This is a genomic window from Posidoniimonas corsicana (genome assembly GCF_007859765.1).
GTDB classification, from domain to species: Bacteria; Planctomycetota; Planctomycetia; order Pirellulales; family Lacipirellulaceae; genus Posidoniimonas; species Posidoniimonas corsicana.
This window is the reverse complement of sequence record NZ_SIHJ01000002.1, coordinates 637152-657724: the sequence shown is the minus strand read 5'-3', so window position 1 is coordinate 657724 and position 20573 is coordinate 637152. Positions and strand designations below refer to the sequence as shown.

Here is a 20573-nt window from a genome sequence, read left to right as displayed (position 1 = left end):
AAGGCGCTCTGTTGAGGCGGCATCAAACGCTCTGTCGCGCGTCGCTTTGCGCTTCTACGCGGCGCCTGGCGGCGTCCTGTTGATCGCGCCGCGAGTCAGCCGCGGTCGCTGTCGGGGCAGCATGCCGTGGGCTGCCCACCGGCAGCCGCCCAAGGACCGGCCGAGTTGGGCCTTGTCTGTGCCCGCAGCGAGCTGGTTGCGGCGGGCCCGGCCGGAATGTATTATTGTGTGCAAAGTCAATAGCAGGGCGGCCCGCTGCTGCGATCCGCCTGGTCCGGACACCCGAGGTGTGTTGATGCCGTCTTCCCTCGCTGCGAGTTCGTTGTTGCTGTGCGCCCTGGCCGCGGCTTTCGTGGGCGCCAAGCAGGCTCAGGCCCAGGCCGAATCGACCACTCCGGGCGATCAATTCCTGGACGGCATCGGCGAGACCGCGCTCGTCGCCCGCTACCCGCTCAGCGGCGACCTGCGGGACACGTCGCGGCATCAGCGGCAGGCGTCGCTGCACGGCGCGGCCGAGTCTTTCGCGGACGACGAGAAGTTCGGGCGTGTCCTGACGCTGGCTGGCGGCAACGGCGGATTCGTTGAGATCCCGGGCGACGCGCTGATCGGCGTCGACAGCGTCAGCGTCTGCGGCTGGGTCTACCTCCGGTCGGACGCGCCGTGGCAGCGGTTCTTCGACTTCGGCCGCAGCACCACCGCCAACTTCTTCTGCACGCCGATCGGCGAGGGCGCCGACGAGGGCTACCGCGCACGCATCACGGATTCTGGCTGGGCCAACGAGGTCGGCCCCGTGTCCCCTCGCATCGGGCTCAACAAGTGGGTGCACCTGGCGGTCGTGCTCGACGCCGCCGGCAAGACGCTCACGACCTACGCCGACGGCAAGCAGGCCGCCCAGTCCAAGGACGTCGACCTGACGCTCGAGGACGTGCTGGACCAAGAGAACGAGGATCGCAATCAGCTCTACCTGGGCAAGTCGCGGTACGAAACCGACCAGACGCTCAACGCCAAGTTGCACGACGTGCGGCTGTACTCGATCGCCCTGAGCAAGGAGCAGGTCGCCACGATCTACGGCAACGGCCTGTCTGGCGAGTCTTCGTCTGGCGAGGCGCCACAGCGGCCCGCCGACGAAAAGCCGATGGAGGTCGCCGATGCGCCCACGGCCCCGGTGATCGACATCGCCGGCGTCGATGAAGTGGCGGTCACCACCACGGTTGGCGATCTTCCCCGGCTGCCGACGATGGTAGCGGCGACCTACTCTACCGGTTCGGCCGGCCCGGACGTGCGGGTGATCTGGCCAGCGCCGAAGGACAACCGGCAGACGCTTGAGGAGGGCACGTACACCGTGACCGGCGTGGTGCCGGGCGCGGACGTCGAGGCGACAGCGGTGGTGACGGTGGTCGCCGACACGGAAGATTCGGCCCCGGATGGCCCAGCACTCGAGCCGTTCCCGCTGGGGCAGGTCACGCTCAACCAGGACGCCGAGGGCCGCGACACGCTCTTCATGCAGAACCGCGACAAGTTCGTCGATGGTCTGGTGGCCACCGACCCGGACAGCTTCCTCTACATGTTCCGTGACGCGTTCGGCCAGCAGCAGCCCGACGGCGCCCGGCCGCTGGGCGGGTGGGACAGCCAGACCACCCGGCTCCGCGGTCACGCCAGCGGCCACTACCTGTCCGCCATCGCGCAGGCCTACGCCGGCGCGACCTACGACCAGCAGGCCCGGGCCGATCTGAAGCAGAAGATGGACTACCTGATCGAGACCCTCCACGAGTTGTCGAGCCTGTCGGGCCGCCCGGCGGAGCAGGGCGGCCAGGCGACCGCCGACCCCGCGGCCGTCCCGCCGGGGCCGGGCCGCGAAGGCTACGACTCGGACCTCAGCGAGGAGGGCATCCGCACCGACTACTGGAACTGGGGCGAGGGCTTCATCAGCGCCTACCCGCCCGACCAGTTCATCATGCTGGAGCAGGGCGCCACCTACGGCGGCCGCAACAGCCAGGTGTGGGCGCCGTACTACACGCTGCACAAGATCCTCGCCGGTCTGCTCGACTGCTACGAGGTGGGCGGCAACGAGAAGGCGCTCGAAGTCGCCCACAACATGGGCGTGTGGGTGCACGAGCGGCTCCGCCAGGTCCCCGAGGCGACCCGCATCAGCATGTGGAACCGCTACATCGCCGGCGAGTACGGCGGCATGAACGAGGTGCTCGCCCGGCTCTACCGCCTGACCGACGACCAGCGCATGCTCGAGTGCGCGCAGCTGTTCGACAACACCAACTTCTTCTTCGGCGACGCCCAGGCCTCGCACGGCCTGGCCCGCAACGTCGACACCATCCGCGGCCGGCACGCCAACCAGCACATCCCGCAGATCGTCGGCGCGTTGGAGACCTACCGTTGCAGCCAGGACCCGCGGTACTACGACGTCGCCAGCAACTTCTGGCGGCTGTGCACGGACGGCTACATGTACGCCATCGGCGGCGTGGCCGGCGCGAGCACGCCCAACAACGCCGAGTGCTTCACCGCCGAGCCGGACAGCCTGTTCGCCAACGGGTTCTCGCGCGGCGGGCAGAACGAGACCTGCGCCACCTACAACCTGCTGAAGCTGAGCCGCGGTCTCTTCCTGTACGAGCAGGACGCCCGCTACATGGACCACTACGAGCAGGCCCTCTACAACCACATCCTGGCCTCGGTCGACGAGGACAGCCCCGGCAACACGTACCACGTGCCGCTCAACCCGGGGTCGCGCAAGCAGTTCGGCAACGGCTCGATGCGCGGGTTTACCTGCTGCAACGGCACGGCCTTGGAGAGCAGCACCAAGCTGCAGGACTCCATCTACTTCCGCGGCGCCGACAACCAGAGCCTGTACGTCAACCTGTTCGTTCCATCTACGCTCGACTGGCAGGAGCGGGGCGTGACCGTGACGCAGGGGACCAGCTTCCCGTACTCCGACCGCACGAAGCTGACGATCGACGGCGCCGGCCGGTTCGACCTCCGGGTCCGCCAGCCGCACTGGGCCGAGGGCGTTAAGCTGTGGGTCAACGGCGAGCCGGCCGACGCGACCGCCGCCGACGGCGGCTACCTGACCGTCAGCCGCGACTGGCAGGCCGGCGACGTGGTCGAGCTGCAGACCCCGTTCCGGTTCTGGCTGAGCCGCGTGATGGACCGGCCCAACATCGCCAGCATCTTCTACGGCCCCGTGCTGCTGGCGGTCGAGGAGTCCTCCCGCCTACCAACCTGGCGTCGGATCCCGCTCGACGCCAACGACCTGGCCGGCGCCATCGAGGCCGACCCGGCCAAGCTTAGGTTCCGCATCGGCGAGCTAACGCTCAAGCCGTTCTTCGAGACCTACGACCGCTACTCCGTGTACGTGGACGTCGCGCCCGAGTAGGCGGGCGGCCTAGTCGGCCAGGCGCTCCTTCAGGAAGCCCGCGAACACCTCCCAGTCGCCCGGGACCATCCCGTGGCCGCCGTCGTGCATGTAGTAGCTGAGCGTGCCGCCTACCTGCTGACCGGCGGGCGGCAGCTCGGCGGCGTCGACGCCGGTCTGGCCCAGCAACTCGTACACGGGCGTGGCGGCCTTGGCGGCCAGGAATTCGCCCTTGGGGTCAGACCACTTGTCGGACGTGCCGGTCTGCAGCAGCAGCGGGCGGGGCGCGATCAGCGCGATCAGCTCGTGCGCGTCGAATGGCGCCCGCCGCGGTTCCGGGCCCCACTGCTGGTAGTTCTTGGCGAACTGGTACGCGTACCGCTCGGGCGAGGCCAGGTGGGCGATGGTCTCGCCGTAGTTGCGTCGGCTCAGCGCGGCGCCCCCTTCGCCGGAGCAGCTCGCGATCACCGCGGCGATGCGCTGGTCGTTGGCGCCGGCCCACAGCACGGTCTTGCCGAGCCGCGAGATGCCGGTGATCGCCACCCGGTTGGCGTCGACCAGCGGGTCGGTCTCAAAGTAGTCGACCACCCGGCTGATGCCCCAGCACCACGCCGCGATGGCGCCCCACTGGTCGTCCGCCAGGTTGTCGCCGGCGGCGCCACGGATGCCGTGCTGGGCAGCGTCCTTCGCGTCAATTTCGATGTCCGCGTAGTTCAGCGTGGCGATGCCGAGCCCGTTCTCCACAAACAGCCGCACCGGCAGTTTGCCGAACCGACCCGGTCCTTCGGCGGGCACACGTTGCTGCGACTGTCGATCCCACCGCTGCCCGACACGCACCGCCGGGTCGTCGACCCTCTGATTGTTGGGCACGAAACTGATTGAGAGCAGCACCGGCGCTGGTTGCTCCAGCTTGGCCGGAGTGTAGACCAGCAGCTTGATCGACGGCGCCGAATCATCATCGCCCAGGGGGATGGTCACCTGCTCACGCGTGGCGAGTCCGTCGAACGCTGGCGTGGGGCCTTCGGTCACTTCAGCGCGGACCTTGGCCGGCTTGCCTGGCGCGCGGCCGAACTGTTGGCTCTCGATCAGCGCGTGCAGCTCTGGCCGACGCTGCTCCCGCCACGCGTCGGGCGTGGCGACCGCCTCGCCGCTAGACAGCCGCAGCGGGTCGGGCAGCGTGTAGTCGCCGACCTCCGCCTCGGTGTAGTTGACCGCCACTCCCGCCACCTCGTCGTCTGGGTAGTCGGGCAGTTCGACGCCGATCGCCGGCTGGGAGAGCATCACGGCTACGGCGAAACCGACCAACAGTGCACGGCTAGTCATGAGAGGTTCCTTGCGGACTAGGGGGAGGTGTAGCGGCGGGCGCGGCAAGAATCCGCACGGGGCCGAGCAGGCCCGACTCGGCCAGCCTTGGGGGGCGGAACCGCAGGCCGCCGCGCGAGCCCGGCAGCACTTGCTGATCGGGCGGACCAGCGAGGTCGCCCGCGATGCGGTTGGTCCATTGGTTGGTGACGCTCACTTCCAGTTCGTTCTCGCCGGAACGCAGCGCGCTGCGCAGGTCGAACCGGTAGGGCGACTTCCAGCACAGCCCCAGCGGCCGGCCGTTGAGCGAAGCCTGGGCGATGTCGCGGACGTCGCCCAGGTCGAGCAGCAGCTCGCCGCCGGAGTCAAGCCATTCGGGGGCGGCCTCGAAGCGAACCAGAAACCGGGCGGTCCCCGAGAAGTACTTCACGCCGGGGGTCTGGTGGTCGGTGAGCGGCGCCAATGTATCAATTGTGATTTCTTCCGGGGCGCCCAGGTTCGGTGGGAATGAAACCGTCCACGGACCCGTAAGCTCTTCGATCTCTTCGGTGGCCGCTATTGATCGGGCTGCCTCCGCCGTAGGAGTATCGTCGTGCAGCACAACGAACACCGTCTCGTTGGGCTGCAGACGCAGCTGCAGCTCGGTTCGGCCGTCGGTTGTCGAGGCGGGGCAGGGCGTGGCGCCGCCGGTGTCGGGCCGCCAAACCTCGGCGTGCTGGGCGTCGGCGCGGAGCCTCAGTTGCAGCGTGGCGGTCTGCGGCATCAGGTTTGACAGGTAGTACAGGTCCGCGTCGTCCGTGCGGCGGTGCGTCCACGCGACCTCGGTGCCGAGCGGTCCGGCCCACTCGAGGTCGGGCTTGGCGCCGACCCGGTCAAGCACGTCGGCCAGCGGGCGGCCCCACACCACCATCCCCTCGCCCACGTGGCGGATGGTCCTCGTGACGCCGTTGAGGTCCCCCCACAGCTCCTCACCCAGTTGGGCCACTGCATTGTCGGTGTCCGGTTGGCCCATCAAGCTCGGCGAGCTGATTGGTCGCGGGCCAACAATCACGGCGCCGGCGATCACCAGTTTCCACAGCTTCTCCATCAGCTCCGGCCGCATCCGTTGTTCATTTGGCAGCACCAGGACGCGGTAGCTCATGCCGTCGGGCAGGGTGAGGCGGCCGTCCTCGCCGACCGACAAGCGGTTCAGCAGCACATCGGCGTTGAGGAAGTCGTGCTTGTACCCGTCCGGCGGCGCCGGCTGGGTTCCGGCGCCCCAGATCGGCGGCGTCGACGGCGCGCCCTCGCCCAGCAGGTACGCGATGTCGACCGCCGGCTGGCCCTGCTGCAGCAGGCAGCAGAGCCGCGCGAAGTACTCGTTGAGCGGCCGCGCGTGCTCCGCCCAGGTGATGTTGCGGTGCAGGTGCGTGCCCACCATGGTGTTGCCGGGCGGCGTGTCGAGCGGCTGGTGGGCCGACGTGTGGTAGATCAGCCGGTTGATCCCCTGCGCCAGCCAGTAGTCGCTAACCCGCTTGAGCGAGAACGGCGACTCGTAGCCGCCGCCCGTGAACGCCTCGGCCGCTACGATTGGCTTGCCGTACGCGTGCGCCGCGGACGCCGCGCCGCGGACGTCCTGCAGGTACATCAGTCTTGGGTGCAGGTCGCGGACCCAGAACTCGCCCATCGGGATGTCCACCCGGCTCTTGTTCAGCAGCGTGTCCTCGGGGATCTCGAGCGATACGCCGGACGCTTCGGAGTAAAGCCCCAGGCCGTCCGCCGCCAACCGATCGTGCAGCACGCCATAGTGGTTGTCGGCGTACATGTCGGCCAGCGTGCGGCGGAAGTCCCACAGGAATCGGTTGCTGGTCTGTGCGTCGCCCACCACCCGCCCGGTCAGCACAGGCAGGTACGGCGTCGGGTCGTAGCCGCGGCGGCGACTGAACTCGGCGACCATCTCCTCCGTCCAGTTCTGCGTGCCCGCCTCCCAGCTGTCGACCAGCCAGTACCCTAGTCCCCGCCCGTAGTTGCCGCCGACCGCCTGCCGGAGCAGCTTGGCGTACTGGTCGTAGTAGTCGTTGGTGTGCTTGCGGCTCAGCTTGTCGACCTCGTAGCCCGAGCCCGCGGGCGTGGCGGGCCGGTTGCGGGCGCCGGTGAGCGAGTACCCAAGCCGCAGCACCGTCCACTCGCCGGCCGGCGGCGTCCAATCGAGAGCGCCGTTGGTCCCCAGGCGGTCGGTGAGATCGAGCACGCCGTCGCGGGGGATCGCGGCCGCGGCGGCCTCCGCCTGATCGGCGACCGTCTCATACTCGAACAGGTGGCGGAACCCGGCCTTCTCCTCCCAGCGGTGGACCCGAGCGCCGGGGTTCAGCCGCCACTCCACCAGCGAATAGCTTTCGGCGGGCTGGGGCGGCGCCTCGCTCATGGTCTCGGCCGGTCGGATCGGCGCGCCGGTCAGCTCGATCCGGAAGTATTTGGCGGTGGTCGCCGGAATGGCGAAGGTCCGCACCCGCGCCTGCCGGTAGAGCTGCGTGCCGGGCAGCGTGACTAGTGCTCGGTACCGCCGGCCGTCGTCGCTGGCGGTCACGCGGCCGCAGGGGATCCCCCCGCGGCCCGCGAGGGTGATCGACCGCACGGTGACCGGCTTGTCGAACGACTGCTCAATCCAGGCGGCGCCGCCGTCCGCCGGTGCGCGGACGTCAGTCGACGCGGAGTAGCTGCCGTCGAACAGTCGTTGGCCGTCGATCGGTCCGTTGTTGGTTTCGACCGCCGCCGGCGTTAGCGGCCCAAGCTCGGCGTCGGGCGTGCGGTAGGCGAGCACGCGGGCGTCGCGGTAGAAGCCGGTCTGACCGCCGCGGCCGGCGCCCAGGTCCAGAAACTCGCCCTCGCTGCGCGGCGGCTGCGGGAGCGCGATCGGCGCTGGCGAATCGGCGGTCACCTGCGCCACGCTCCACACCAGTTTCTTCATGGCCTGTTCCGGCCGGACCCAGGGTCCGCCGGTCATGCTCCAGCCGGGCGAGCTGAACACCGCCATCTCCAGGCCGAGCCGCTCGGCTTCATCGGCCGCGTGCCCTACGGCGTCCAGCCACTCGGCGCTGCCGTAGTCGACCGTCGGTTCGACGTTCTGCCCGCCGCCTGCGTTGACGTCGGCCAACTGGAACCCAGCGATGCCGGCCCCCTTCATCCACTCCAGGTCTTTGGTGATCCCCTCCTTACGCACGGCGCCCTTGGTCCAGTGCCACCAGGTCCGCGGCCAGGCCGCTTCGGGCGGGTTGCGAAAGTCGTCCCGCAGTTGCGAAAGGCCATCGCCGGCGCATGGTGAGAGCAGCGCCGCGGAGAGCAACACCGCCAACGCGGTGGGAGTACGCGTGTTGGACATCGGGTGACCGCCCAGGATGAGTCGACCGCCAAGAAAAGCAACGGCTGATCAGTCTATCAGATGGCTGAGCGCGGCGCCGGCGGATTAGCAGACGGAGGACGCTACTGCTCGCCCAGCTCTGGCTTCACGCCGAGCAGGCCGGCAAGTTCCAGCAGCAGCCGCTGCGGCGCGTCCAGCCCGGCCCGCTGAGCGAGCACCGAGCGGGCCAGCGCCGGGTCGTCGGTGAGCAGGCCGTCGACGCCGCGGCTGATCATCGCGGACATGGTCGCGGCGTCGTTGACGGTCCACACGAAGACCTCTTTGCCGCTGGCGTGCGCGGCTTCGATCAGGCGGAGGTCGGCGAACCCGGCGTTCACGGCCAGGAAGTCCGCGTCGATCTTCCCCGGGTCGCCCGCGGCGACGGACATCAGCAGCCCGACCTTCCAATCCGGCCGGAGCGACTTCATCTTGCGGACGCCCTCCCGCTTGAGCGACATCGCCATCACCTGCGCGTCCATCCCGCGGTCGGCGACCGCATCGGCGACGCGCTGCTCGAGCCGTTCGTTGTGGCCGTAGTACTTGAGCTCAATGTTCACGCCGACCTTGCCCTTGCACAGGTCGAGCACCTCGCCGAGCGTAGGCACACGCTGGTCGGCGAAGTCGGGTGAGAACCAACTGCCGATGTCGATGTCAGCGAGATCCGCTCCTTTGGCGTCCCAGATCTTGCGTCGGTCGCGCGCCAGCTTCATGAAATCGCTGTCGTGCATCACCACGACCTCGCCGTCGGCGTTCTCTTGGACGTCAAGCTCGATCCAGTTGGCGCCGGCGTCGATCGCGGCCTGAAAGGCGGCCATGGTGTTCTCCGGCGCCGACACCGACGCGCCGCGGTGCGCCATGATCTGCACGTCGTCCTGGAGCCGGACGCCGCCCAGCGTCGCGGCGCCGATGGTGATGGCGATGATTCCACCGATGACGCCTGCCGACAACAACCGGAACCGCGTCACCCGGAGACGGTCAGCGCTGGGGGCGGTGGTCGGCAGCCCGACCAGGGGCGTCGCCGGTTCGCCATTGCCGCCGATCGTGCGGTAGAGGCTGAGCAGGATCGCCGCGAACGCCGCTGTGTTCACCACATTCACGACCAGGTTAGCGACCGACCACGCCAGCAGGGTCACGCCAACCGCGATGGTCAGCGCCCGCAGCGAATCGGTCTCGGTGGGGGTGATCGCCCGTCCAAAAACGCCAACGGCGCCGGTCACCACCGCCGATAGCAAGAGCGTCGCCAGCAGCCAGCCGACCACCCAGGCGGCAATCGTCCATCGGTGTCCCGCCGCCCGTTCGGCGCTGGCGCGCAGCGCCCGCCCCGGCTCGACCCCCTCTAACAGCACAACGGGCAGAGCGAAGAACCAGCTCGTAATGAGGCGGAGGATCACGGCGGCCAGCGCCGCCGCGATGACGGCCCCGAGGGCAAACGCGACGGTCCACTCGGTCGGCTTCTCCTTCAGGTAGTAGTTGATGTCGTATTCAGTCAGCAGGGCCCAATAGACCAATCCGGCTGCCGTCAGGCAGGGCAGCACCGCCGCGAGGGCGACCGCACAGATCCGACCGGTGACCCGGACAACCCGCCAGGCGTTGGCCGCCGCAAAGCGGAAGGCCGAGATAGGTGGCAGGTTCTGCCCCTGTTCGCGTTGAACCAAGACCGCCATAAGGGCCGCCTGCTCCAGCGCGACTACCCCCAGCAGCAACGCTCCGACGCCGATGGCGCCGGCGAGCCCCAACGGGCTGAGGAAGGCGTGGAGGATATCGGCATCGGAGACCACCTCGTCGCCCGTGGCGGCGAGCACCATCCGGAACAGCACGCCCACCAGCGGCGTAAGCACGATGAACGACGCCGCCTTGAAACCGAGGTCCGTCAGCAGCAGCGGCGCCCAAGATCGTCGGAGTCGCCGCACAACATCGCCAACGGCGGGCCGGGGCTTCTCTTCATCGGTCATCGGCGCCTTTGGGGGCCTTGGGGCGGTCGTTAGAAGTCCTGGTAGGTGATCTCGAGCACCGGCGCGACCTCGGGGCCGAGCTCGTGATCGAACGAGGCCGACTCGCGGTAGGTCTGCGGGCTGCTCTTCTCCGACGCGACGCCAAACACGATGCAGCTGCCCGCGTTCCACTCCGGGTGGTCGATCAGGTCTTGAACCAGTTCGCGGAGCTCGGGGGTAATCGAGTCGGCGGTGCGTGAGATCTCGCACCAATCGGCGCCTGGGCGCCACTGCACCGACGGCTCGCCGCCAGAGAACCGGTCGGATATGTCGAACGGACGTTTCAAGAAAGTGCGGGCGTTGGGGTCCTGCTGGCACATGATCGAGAGCCTTGGCATGCCGGCGGGCAGCTCGTCGCCAACGAACACGATCCTGGCCGACAGCAGACGGGCGCCGCGCGGGATGTTGAGCCCGCAGAACCGCACACCCACCAGCGGGTGCATCTCCTGCTGCTTGTCGTAGAAGAAGTCGAGGTCGCGGCTGGCGACCATGACCTCGCCGGTCGACACGTTCTCCTCGGCGTCGTCGCTGGTGGTCTGAACGGCCACACGCACGGTGACCGGCTCTGTCGGCGGGAGGGCTCGGGCGATTGGGTTGGCGCCAGAGCACGCCAACGCCGTGAGCAGCACGACCGACGCGCTGGTCGCGCGGCAGAGCATGCTCGGGGCGCGGCGCGACCGGGGGCTAATGATGGAGATCAACCGCTTGTGGAGCGTTGAGTCGGCCCGCCAGGCGCCCCAGTTCATGCTCAGCGTCGCACGCTGGCCACGGGACGGGGCTACCGCCAGCGAGTAGATGCCGTTTGGCTCCGATAGCGGCTGCCGCTCGAAAGCGGAGATCAGGGTCTCGGCGTAGTCGCGCGGCCGGTAGCCCGCGGCCAGCACGGCGTCGTCACAGGCGCGTTCGCTGTCGAGGGCGAGCTGGCTGGCGAGGCGCCACGCGGAGGGTATCGGCCAATAGACCGCGACCACTAGCCGCGCGACAACGGTGGCCAGCAGGTCGCGGCGCTTGAAGTGCTGCAGCTCGTGCAGCACGATCTGCTGCTGTTGCGTGATCGGCAGCGCGACGAAATCCGGGCCGACACGAATGATCGGCCGCCAGATGCCCTGGATCGAGGCGGACGTTGCCGACGGGTCGACCAGCAGCAGCGGCGGGCGGGCAAGCCCGTTCTCCGCGGCCAGGCGGAGGTAGAAGTCAGGTTCCCATGGGGCGAGCGACCGCTTGAGCCGGCGGGTCTGCCGTTCCATGCGGACGATCCGCAGCGTGTGTTGTGCGAGGAGCAGCAGGAAGCCGGTCAGCCACACCGCCGGCAGCGCCTTCAGGACCGCTAGCCCGGTCGCGGGCAGGGCACGCTCCAACGCGGCGGCGGACAGAGCGGCGCCGCTCAGCAGCGGCAGCAGCAGGCACGCCAGGAAGCCGACAAGCAGAGCGAAGCAGCGGTCACGCGCCGATACGCCGGTCAACGCCAGCCCGCACAGCACCTGCATCGCGGCGAAGAACAGGGCCGCCTCGATTCCGCACTCGAGCAGCCAGGCGTCGAAGGCTAGTTGATTGGGCGGCATGGCGGTCTACTCGGCGTGGGTCTCTCCGCGGTCCTCCGCCAGCAGCTTGCGGACGCTCTCGATCTCCATCTCCTGCAGCGATCGGTCCTTGCTCCGCAGCACGCTGGTGAACCCGAGCGCGGGCGATCCGTCAAAGAACGCCTTGAGCACCTCTTTTAGGGCGGCCACGCCCTGTTCCATCTTGGGGGCCGCCGGCGAGTACAGGAACCTCCGGCCGCTCTTGCGGAAGGTGATCAGCTCTTTCTTGGCGAGCGCGTCGAGCTGCCGTCGCACCGCGTTGTACGACGGGTCCGCCAGGTGCTCCTGCACCTCGGCGACCGAGCCTTCGCCCAGCTCGTAGACCGCGTAGAGGACTTCCCGTTCCCTGCGCGTCAGGTGGTTGACTAGCGCCTTGGTCATCAGATCCGTGCTTGTGGCTGGCATGGGGAATTTGCTGAGCGGCGGGTGACTCACGCGATTGCAGGGGGATCCCTCCCGCCAGAGGACTATCTACCCACAACGGGCCCCTGTTAGCAAGGCTTTGCGGTCAGTATTTATTTGCACGAATTTGTGCAATTTCTTGTTCCAACCCAGAATCGGGTTGGTTACGATTGACGGCACAGGCGAAGAGGAACCAGGGCGTGGCGCCGGCGTTGTATCGGGGCGTCCCATGGTATCGGTAGTTGTATCGGTATTCGTTGAGAACCTTCCTCCCATGACGCTGCTGCTGTGTCGCAGCGTGAGAATCTGTCAACCGCGGGTCGCGGTCGCCTGGGCGCTAGAGTGAGGCTCGTTCTGAAGAGCACGCTGCGCTTGAGTCGACGTGGGCCGTTACTCCATTGATCCCCATCCAAGGTCGAGTCTAATGAAGCGCACCCTGATCCTCGCGGCGGCCAGCCTGCTGGCCTTGGCCCCGGTCGTGTCGTCGGCCCAGCCCTACTACTTTGTTGGCCCAGCCGGCGGCGACTTCTTCGACGAGGGCAACTGGAACGACGCGGCCGACGGGACCGGCGCCTTCCTGGCCGGCGACCCCCTCTTCGACAGCGCCTCGGCCGCGATCGACCTCGACCTGATCATCGATGGCGACGTCGTGGTCGCTAACGGCGAGGTCGACTTCGGCCCCGGATCCCTGTCGCTGGGGTCGGGCTCCCTGCTGCTGGTCAGCGGCGCCGGCAGCGACCTGGACATCAACTCGAACTCGACGTTCTCGCTCACCGAGGCGACCCTCATCGTCGACGACGTCATCAACTTCGAGGGCACCAGCACGTTCTCCGGCGGTTCGGTGCAGTCGCTCTTCGACGACATCGCGTTTCAGGACAACTTCGACAACCTCACCATCAACGGCACGCTCTTTACGGCCTTCGACAACATCTACTTCGACGGCTTCAACGGTTCGATCACCGGCGCGTCGTTCGATTCCGGAGACCGCCTGGGCGTGCGGAACAGCGTGGGAGTTGTCATGACCGACTCGGTCCTGGTTATCCAGGACGGCACCGGCGACATCGACGACGTGTTCGCCGCCGCTGGCGCCGGGTCGTCCCTGACGCTGCTGGGCAACTCGGTCCTCGTAGCCGACAGCGTCGAGGAGGGCGCTCAGCTGTTCCTGGGCGGCAGCACCGACGCCCTGATGGGCGGTCAGGGCGAGCGGATCGTCACGACCGACTCGCTGATCACGATGACCACCACCGACGCCATCCTGAGCATCGCAACGCTCGACCCAATGGGCGTAGACTACGTGGACGCCCGGCCGTACCTGGTCAACGGCCTCACCGGCCAGACCTACGCGGAGAACCCGTTCACCTGGAACGTCAGCAACTGGGACGGCTTCAGCGCCGTCACGCTGCAGGTCAGGGTGCCCGAGCCGTCCGCCGCGGCGGTCCTGTTGATTGGGGCCGTGGCCGCGCCGCGCCGCCGCCGGGTTTAGGCCCCGTGGTGCCCGCCGGGCCTGGCATTGTGACACCAGCAGCTGAGCGCTGATCCAGCGACCTTCACACGCCGGAAGGGGCGGGGTCTGCGCTTCAAGGAAGAAGATATGAGATCGTTCTCGCTCACAACACTAGCGGCCTGCCTGGTCGTGGCCACGCTGTGCCCGACCGCCGCCGCGGTCCGGCTCAACACCAACCCCTCGACTTCCGCCGGTGACCCGCCGCTGCAGTTCGAGTCGATCGCCCTCACGCCGGACGGCGCCACGATCGTCGCCAGCGCGTTGTTCGACAACGCGGGCACTACTAATTACGTCTACTCACTGACGCTGCCCGCCAACCCGGCCGGCGCTACCGTTGACGTAACGCAGCTGAGCCCGCTGACGTTTAGCATCGAGGTCAACTACGACGTTGCGTTCACTCCGGTTATCTCTCCGGACGGGCAGACGATTCTCTACACCCACGACAACGGCGCGCCGCCGGGGAATTCCATCTACAAGCTGCCGATTAGCGGCGAGCAGTTCGCCAGCTCGTTCACTGGTCTGTTCGGCGGCAACAACCTGGTGGCGCCCGGCAATGGGAACTCTTTCCCGGTGTATAGCCCCAGCGGTGGGACGGTCTACTTCGTCAATGAAGAGTCGGCGTTTGGCGGGTCGATCCCCGATCTGAGTGGATCGGCCGGCGCCGGCAACGTGATCGGCTGGGACGATCTGGCCGACTGGGACCAGCTGTATTCTGTGCCGGCCGCCGGCGGCACGCCGGTCGCGGTGACCCAGCCGGGCGACGGCGACATCGACCCAGGCCTGTTCGCCCTCACTCCGGACGGCGCATCGTTTGTGTTCGCCCCGGACAACCCGGTGGCCGCGAAGATCAACCGCGGCGAGATCCGGCCCAAGCTCTACAGCATCCCCTCGTCGGGCGGGACCCGAGCCGAGATCCCGATGCCGGCGCCGGCGCACGACTTCTCAATCACCAACCAGCTCACGGTTACGCCCGACGGGCAGAGCGTGCTGTTCGTCGGCGACTACCTGACACACGGCAAGAACGAGTTGTTCTCCGTCCCCATAGCCGGCGGCACGCCCACCCGCGTCAGCGACGAGCTGCCGTTCGCCGGCGACGTGTACGCCTTCGCTGTCTCTCCGGACGGGGCATCGGTCGCGTACGCGGCGGGGCAGAACTCGAGCGCCACCACCGAGCTGTTCCTGACGCCGATCGCGGGCGGCGTCGGAGCGAGCATCCGGGTGAGCGACGCGCCGGCGTCCAATTCGGGGTTGTTCGACGTGGCTTCCGGCGCCAACGCCGGTCTCAACACCGACGACGAGCCGGAGGAGATTGCTACCGGGCAGATCCTTTTCTCCTCCAATGGCGAGCAGATCTACTACCTCGGCGCGATGGACACCCCGGAAGTGAACGACCTCTACGTGGTCGACCTCTCCGAGAAGAGCGGGCTCACGCCCTCGCCGTTCTATTTCATTGGGCCAGCGGGGGGCGAGTTCTTTGATGAGTCGAACTGGGAAGACGCCCAGGGCGCCAACCCTCCTGAGAACTCGATTAACCCCGGCGAGAACATCCGGCAGTCGCTGATTGTCGACGGCGATTCGATCGTCGCCACCGGCGGCGAGGTCCGTTTTCAGCTCGGCGGGAGCCTGGAGCTGACGCCAGGATCGCAGCTGAACATGACCGGCGCCAACGGACAGCTGCAGTTTTTCCCGGGCTCCGGTTTCAAGGCGACCGACGCCTCGGTCGTGGCCAGGGAAGACATCATCTTCGCGGGAACGACCCACCTCGACGGCGCCCAGATCCAGTCTCAGGCGGACGACATCGAGTTTCAGGACAAGCACGACACGGTCATCATCGACTCGACGCTCACGGCCGATGACAACCTGATCTTCGACAACTCGGCGACCTCGGTCTTCGGTTCGACGCTGATCTCGCAGAACGGGATCAGCATGAGGTACGAGATTGACATTGTCCTGACCGACACCGACATCGAGCTCCGCGACGACGACCGCCTCGGTGGAATCTCCGATCTGTTCGCCGGTCCCCAGGGCGAGGGCTCGACGCTGTGGCTCAAGGGCGAGTCGACCCTTACCGCCAATTCGATCCGCGACGGCGTCGACCTGGTGATCGACGACTCCTCGGTCGCGACGATGCTGGTCAGCACGGTCAAGACCTACGACCTGGTTGGCGACGACGGCGCGTCGACCATCACGCTGGCGTCGGCCGACGCCAGCCTGGTCCTGGGCCACCCCGGCAGCTTCGACGCCCGGCCATTCATCATCAACGGGCTGACCGGACTGTCGTACCAGGCCGACCCCACCGCCTGGAATGTCGCCGACTGGGACGGACTCAGCGCGCTCCCGCTGCTGAAGCTGGTCGGCTCGGGTGGTCTGCCGGGCGACTTCAACGGCGACGGCGTCGTCGACGCGGCGGACTACACGGTGTGGCGCGACAACCTCGGTCTCGCCGACGCCGCACTCAACGGAAACGGCGTCGGTGACCCGAGCGGCCTGGTGGTGCCGGCGGACTACGAGTTGTGGCGGGGCAATTTTGGCGCGTCGTCCTCCATCGATTCCGCTGGAACGGCGCCGGAACCCGCGTCGGTCGCGATGGCGATGGCCGCGCTGCTGGCGTCGCTTGCCACACGGCGCCGCGTTCCTCACTGTCCAGAAAGGGATTGGAAATGACAGCTGCCCCGACACGCGGGCGTGGGGCGTTCACGCTTGTGGAGCTGCTGGTGGTGATCGCCATCATCGGCATCCTCATTGCACTGCTGCTGCCGGCGGTGCAGGCGGCGCGCGAGGCGGCGCGGCGGGCCGACTGCCAGAACAACCTCAAGCAGATCGGCTTGGCCCTGCAGAACGTGCACGACGCCGAGGGCGCGCTGCCGCAGGGAGTCTACACCGACCCCAACAACAGCAACTCGGCCGGGCTGGGCTGGATGACCCGCGTGCTCCCCTATATCGAGGAGCAGGCCAAGTACGACCTGATCGCCCAGCATGTCCCGCCGGGCTCGACCAAGACCGCCTGGGAGTACTACTTCCCGTTCCAGTACGCCAGCTCGCAGGGCAGGGTAATCCCCACGTCGGACCAATCGATCGACGCGTTCACCTGCCCGTCGTCCGATGTGCCGGCGCTCGTGCCGGGCGACGTGGACAAGGCCGTGGTGCGTGGGCTCGCGACCACCTCGTACAAAGGTTCTAAGGGCGCCGGCCGTCGGGGCGTGCTGGTGCGGCCAGACACCGCTGACATCGGCCGCGTCCGAAGGATCCGCCTCGACGACGGGCAGCAGCCCGCGATCCTTGAAATCGAGCAACCCGGCCGCCGCCGATACAAGTTCCGCCACATAACCGACGGCCTCAGCAAGACCGTCGCCGCCGCCGAGGCGGCGTACGCTATCGAGTGGCAGACCGGCAAGCAGCGTTGGCCGATCTGGATCGGCACGCCCGGCTTCGACTGGGACGAGGTGGTGCTCTACAAAACCGAGTACTCCATCAACTGCGGCTTCGGCGACGTGAAGGAGTACTGGCCCATCTCCGACCCCGACGTTCAGGCGGCGCGGAACGAGCTTTCCAGCTACAACGACAGCCGCAACCCGAGCGACGTGAACGACTGCGCGTTCGGTTGGCACCCGGGCGGCGTGCTCTGTGTGTTCGTCGACGGCTCGGTCCACTTCCTCGCGCGGGACCTGGAGCACCGCGTGCACATCTACCTAGGCGATCCCCTGGATGGCGAAGTCAATCAGGGGCTGTCCCTCTAACGCCGCCAGGCTGACGCGGCGGGCGCTGCTGGTCTGCTGGGCCTGTTGCGCCGCTGCGCCGCACCCTGCCAGCGGGATCACGATCACGCTCGACTTCACGTTGGACGCGGTGAACGATAACTGGTTCGACCCGGCAACGCCTGCCGGTCTGGCCCGCCGCGCGTCGGTGGAGTCGGCGGCGGGCTTCCTGACGGGGGTTATCCAGAACTCGGACTGGGAGCCGCTCGGGTCGCTCAACGAGTCGTTGACCTTCACCGACATCGCGGCGCCGACCATCAAGAACCTCAACGGCGAGACGCTCATCGGCGACCCGGAGTCTGACGGAGTGGGGTACAGCTACACGACGAGCGCCAACGATGTCGACACGACCAACCGCGCCTCGGTGGCGGCCAACGAGTACGTAGTCTATGTCGGCGCATTCGCCTTCGACTCGGGGACGACATCCAACGCCAAGGCGAGCTGGGACAGCGCCGACCGCCGCAACGACGCCGGCCGCGCCGGCGCCGAGTTCAACACCTGGGGCGGGAAAGTCTACTTCAACACGGCGAAAGACTGGTACACAGGGCAGAACCCGGGCGTGGACCCGACCGACGACTACGGGGTGCAGGACCCCGACAAGTCGCCTGCCTTTGACTCCTCGTCCGACAACTGGGACTGGTCAACCTCCTCCGACTCTTGGAAAGGGTTTGACCTGCGGTCGGTTGATCCCACCGCAACCGGCATGACCGACCTGTACGCCACCGCGTTGCACGAGCTGATGCACGCCCTAGGCGCCACCTCCAGCACGATTGAAGACTACGTCGGCGTGGATGGAAGCGGCGACTTCACCGGCCCGAATCTGCTGAGCGTCTACGGCGGGCCTGTCCCCGGCGACGGCGGCCACTTCGCTCAGAACACGCAGTCGGCCGTGTGGGGTTCAGACGGGATCATCTCCGAGACGGTGCTCGATCCAAACTCTCTGGCAGGCGTGCGGAAGTACTTCACCGATCTGGACGCTGCCCTGCTGCGCGACCTGGGCTACGACGTGCTCGACGTGTTCCCGCCGAGCCTGATCGCCGGCGACTACACTCAGGACGGCTTGGTTGACGCCGCGGACTACTCGGTGTGGCGCGACAACCTAGGAACGGGCTTCGCCGCCGCCGATGGCGACAACAGCGGCACGGTGGACGAAGGCGATTACCTTGTTTGGCGGAACAACTTTAGCGCAGGGGTATCGGCAATGACCGACGCCCCTGAGCCTTGCGCCGCGTGGCTGGCCGCTGGGGCCGCTCTTGCCGCCCGCGCAGGGAGGCGCCGATGAACGCTCGAACCGCCTTTCTGCTCACGCTGCTCGCTGTCCCGTGCGGCGCCGCGCCGCCGGACGTCGAGCTCGCGATCGACGCGACCCAGGCGCAGAGGGGGCTGCTGTCGAGCGAGATGTCGCTGCCGGTATCCGCGGGGGATCGCTACTTCTGGCACCCGAACTGGGCGCCCGGCGTCACGGGGCCGACCGAGCAGGTGAGCAACCTGGTAGGCCTGGTGTTCGAGGACGAGTTTGGCCAGCCACTGCGGTGGCGCCGCGACCCGACCCGGGCCAACCTGTTCTGCGTCAGCGTCCCCGACGGCGTCGCCCGGCTGACGGTGAAGCTCAAGTACGTGATGAACCAGCCCGCCCGGCTGTCGTCGTCGGTCGACTGCTACGGCACGCCCGATCTGCTCGTAATCAACTTCAACGCCTGCCTGCTCTACCCCGACTGCGACGCGCCGGCCCGGCTGAGCTACCGCACGCGTGTGTCGCTGCCCGACGGTTTTCAGCACGGCTGCGCGCTGACTGCCAAGCAGGGCCCCGAAGGCGTCCTCGATTTCGGCGCGGTCGGCCTGGCGGAGCTGATCGACTCGCCGCTGGCCGCAGGGCGTTTCGCAAGGGAGCTGACGACCGCCGGCCCGGGCGCCCCCGACGCCCGGTTCTTCCTGCTAGGCGAATCGCCCGAGTGTTTGTCGATCTCACCGGATCGCGAGCGGCAACTCTCCCGGATCTTGCCGGAAGCGACCCGGTTGTTCGGTTCAGCGCCCTTCACTGAGTACACGTTCCTGATCCTCTGCACGAACGATCTGCCCAGGTTCGGCTTAGAGCACCGCGGTTGCTCGCTGATGGTCCTCCGGCCCGACGCGCTGCAAGACGATCAGGTCTACAGCTACCGCGGCGCCTACTTGTTGCCGCATGAGCTTGCCCACGCGTGGTGCGGCAAGCACCGCACCCCCCGCGGGATGCAATCGGACAACTTCCACACCCCGGTCGACACCGAACTCTTGTGGGTGTATGAGGGGCTGACCCAGTACCTGATGCAGTTGATCGCGGTCCGGTCCGGTCAGGTCGACGCCGACTACCACCTGGGCTACCTGGCGGACCGGGTGGCGGAGCAGGCGCGGCGTGACGGCCGGGCGTGGCGTTCGCTTGCCGACACCGCCGTTGCGGCCCGCACGCTCCGCGGCCAAGACGCGCAGTGGCGGGGCCTGCGGCGAGCCCAGGACTACTACGACGAGGGCGCGCTTTTCTGGCTGAGGGTCGACTGCCTGCTCCGCGCTTCAAGTGACGGGCGGGCCTCGCTCGACGAATTCTGCCGAGAGTTTTTCCACGCCGAAGCGGGCGCGACGCCGACCGGGTTCGATGTGGATGAGATTGTCACGACGCTGGATTCGCTGAGCCCGGGCGACTGGCGCGGACTGATCGAACGGCTCATCTACCAACCGCGCGACACCCTCGACCTGGAAGTGCTGCAGCTGGCCGGGTACCGCCTGGCGGAGGGCGACCGCCGCCCCGCCTGCCTAGACGCCTACGAGAAGGTTTGGGGGTTCGCCACCGCCGAGAGCTCAATCGGACTGGTCGCCGATAAGCGGGGCGAGATTAGGCGTGTGGTGGAGGGCGCCGCGGCGGCAGCGGCGGGGCTCACCGACCGAGCCGATATTGTTGCGGTGAACGGTCGAGCGTTCAGCCGTTCCCGCCTCCGTGCGGCCGTGGAAGCAAGCGAGCCGGACCGACCGATCGAGCTTATCGTCCGCCAGGACGGGCGTGTCCACACGTGCACGCTGCCCTACAACGGCGGGCCCCGCTACCCGATTCTCGAACGCCGCGACGAAACCCCCGATCGGTTGCGGGCCATCCTCCGCCCGTTGCCCGCGACGCCTCCCGCGCGGCTTCCTGTCGCCGAGGAAACAAAGCCCCGCGCCCGCTCGGCATCGTAGCCGGTTCTCTTCGTCAGGCCGCTTCTTCGGGGCGCCGTGCCCGCGCGCCCGCAAACTTGAGACGCTCTCTTGCCCGGAGTACAACGAAGGTGGAGATG

At 67.9% G+C, this 20573-nt stretch carries 11 protein-coding genes; 6 read left to right on the top strand and 5 right to left on the bottom strand.

The window, feature by feature from the left end; all coding sequences use genetic code 11:
• The first annotated feature begins 295 nt into the window (after window positions 1-295).
• Window positions 296-3382 (top strand): beta-L-arabinofuranosidase domain-containing protein, encoded by a 3087-nt coding sequence (locus tag KOR34_RS18655; RefSeq protein WP_146566983.1) that lies wholly within the window; start codon window positions 296-298, stop codon window positions 3380-3382.
• Window positions 3383-3391: 9 nt separating this feature from the next.
• Here KOR34_RS18655 and KOR34_RS18650 read toward each other — a convergent pair whose 3' ends face one another.
• From KOR34_RS18650 to KOR34_RS18630, 5 genes are all read right to left on the bottom strand, one after another.
• Complete coding sequence (locus KOR34_RS18650; protein WP_146566981.1) at window positions 3392-4684, bottom strand: alpha/beta hydrolase family protein; 1293 nt, start codon at window positions 4682-4684, stop codon at window positions 3392-3394.
• On the bottom strand, window positions 4677-8021 hold the full coding sequence (locus tag KOR34_RS18645) for a glycosyl hydrolase (protein WP_146566979.1): 3345 nt from the start codon (window positions 8019-8021) through the stop codon (window positions 4677-4679). Before KOR34_RS18645 ends, KOR34_RS18650 begins: the two co-directional genes overlap by 8 nt.
• 101 nt (window positions 8022-8122) lie before the next feature.
• On the bottom strand, window positions 8123-9991 hold the full coding sequence (locus KOR34_RS18640) for a glycerophosphodiester phosphodiesterase family protein (RefSeq protein WP_146566977.1): 1869 nt from the start codon (window positions 9989-9991) through the stop codon (window positions 8123-8125).
• Between the two features lie 29 nt (window positions 9992-10020).
• Window positions 10021-11592 (bottom strand): M56 family metallopeptidase, encoded by a 1572-nt coding sequence (locus KOR34_RS18635; RefSeq protein ID WP_146566975.1) that lies wholly within the window; start codon window positions 11590-11592, stop codon window positions 10021-10023.
• Window positions 11593-11598: 6 nt separating this feature from the next.
• Window positions 11599-12015 carry a BlaI/MecI/CopY family transcriptional regulator gene (locus tag KOR34_RS18630; protein WP_146566973.1) on the bottom strand — a complete coding sequence of 139 codons (417 nt, stop codon included), beginning with the start codon at window positions 12013-12015 and terminating at the stop codon, window positions 11599-11601.
• Between the two features lie 421 nt (window positions 12016-12436).
• Here KOR34_RS18630 and KOR34_RS18625 point away from each other — a divergent pair, with 421 nt between their 5' ends.
• The 5 genes from KOR34_RS18625 to KOR34_RS18605 all read left to right on the top strand — a co-directional run bounded on the left by KOR34_RS18625 (window position 12437) and on the right by KOR34_RS18605 (window position 20475).
• Complete coding sequence (locus tag KOR34_RS18625) at window positions 12437-13495, top strand: hypothetical protein (protein ID WP_146566971.1); 1059 nt, start codon at window positions 12437-12439, stop codon at window positions 13493-13495.
• 108 nt (window positions 13496-13603) lie between these two features.
• Entirely contained in the window at window positions 13604-16180 is a 2577-nt protein-coding gene (locus KOR34_RS18620; RefSeq protein WP_146566969.1) for a PD40 domain-containing protein, read from the top strand.
• Window positions 16177-17253, top strand: a complete 1077-nt coding sequence (locus KOR34_RS18615; RefSeq protein WP_146566967.1) for a DUF1559 family PulG-like putative transporter — start codon at window positions 16177-16179, stop codon at window positions 17251-17253. Before KOR34_RS18620 ends, KOR34_RS18615 begins: the two co-directional genes overlap by 4 nt.
• A complete protein-coding gene (locus KOR34_RS18610; protein ID WP_146566965.1) occupies window positions 17222-18553 on the top strand; it encodes a hypothetical protein in 1332 nt (443 codons plus the stop codon). The genes KOR34_RS18615 and KOR34_RS18610 overlap by 32 nt, the downstream gene beginning before the upstream one ends.
• Window positions 18550-20475 carry a M61 family metallopeptidase gene (locus KOR34_RS18605; protein ID WP_146566962.1) on the top strand — a complete coding sequence of 642 codons (1926 nt, stop codon included), beginning with the start codon at window positions 18550-18552 and terminating at the stop codon, window positions 20473-20475. The genes KOR34_RS18610 and KOR34_RS18605 overlap by 4 nt, the downstream gene beginning before the upstream one ends.
• The last annotated feature ends 98 nt before the right edge of the window (window positions 20476-20573 follow it).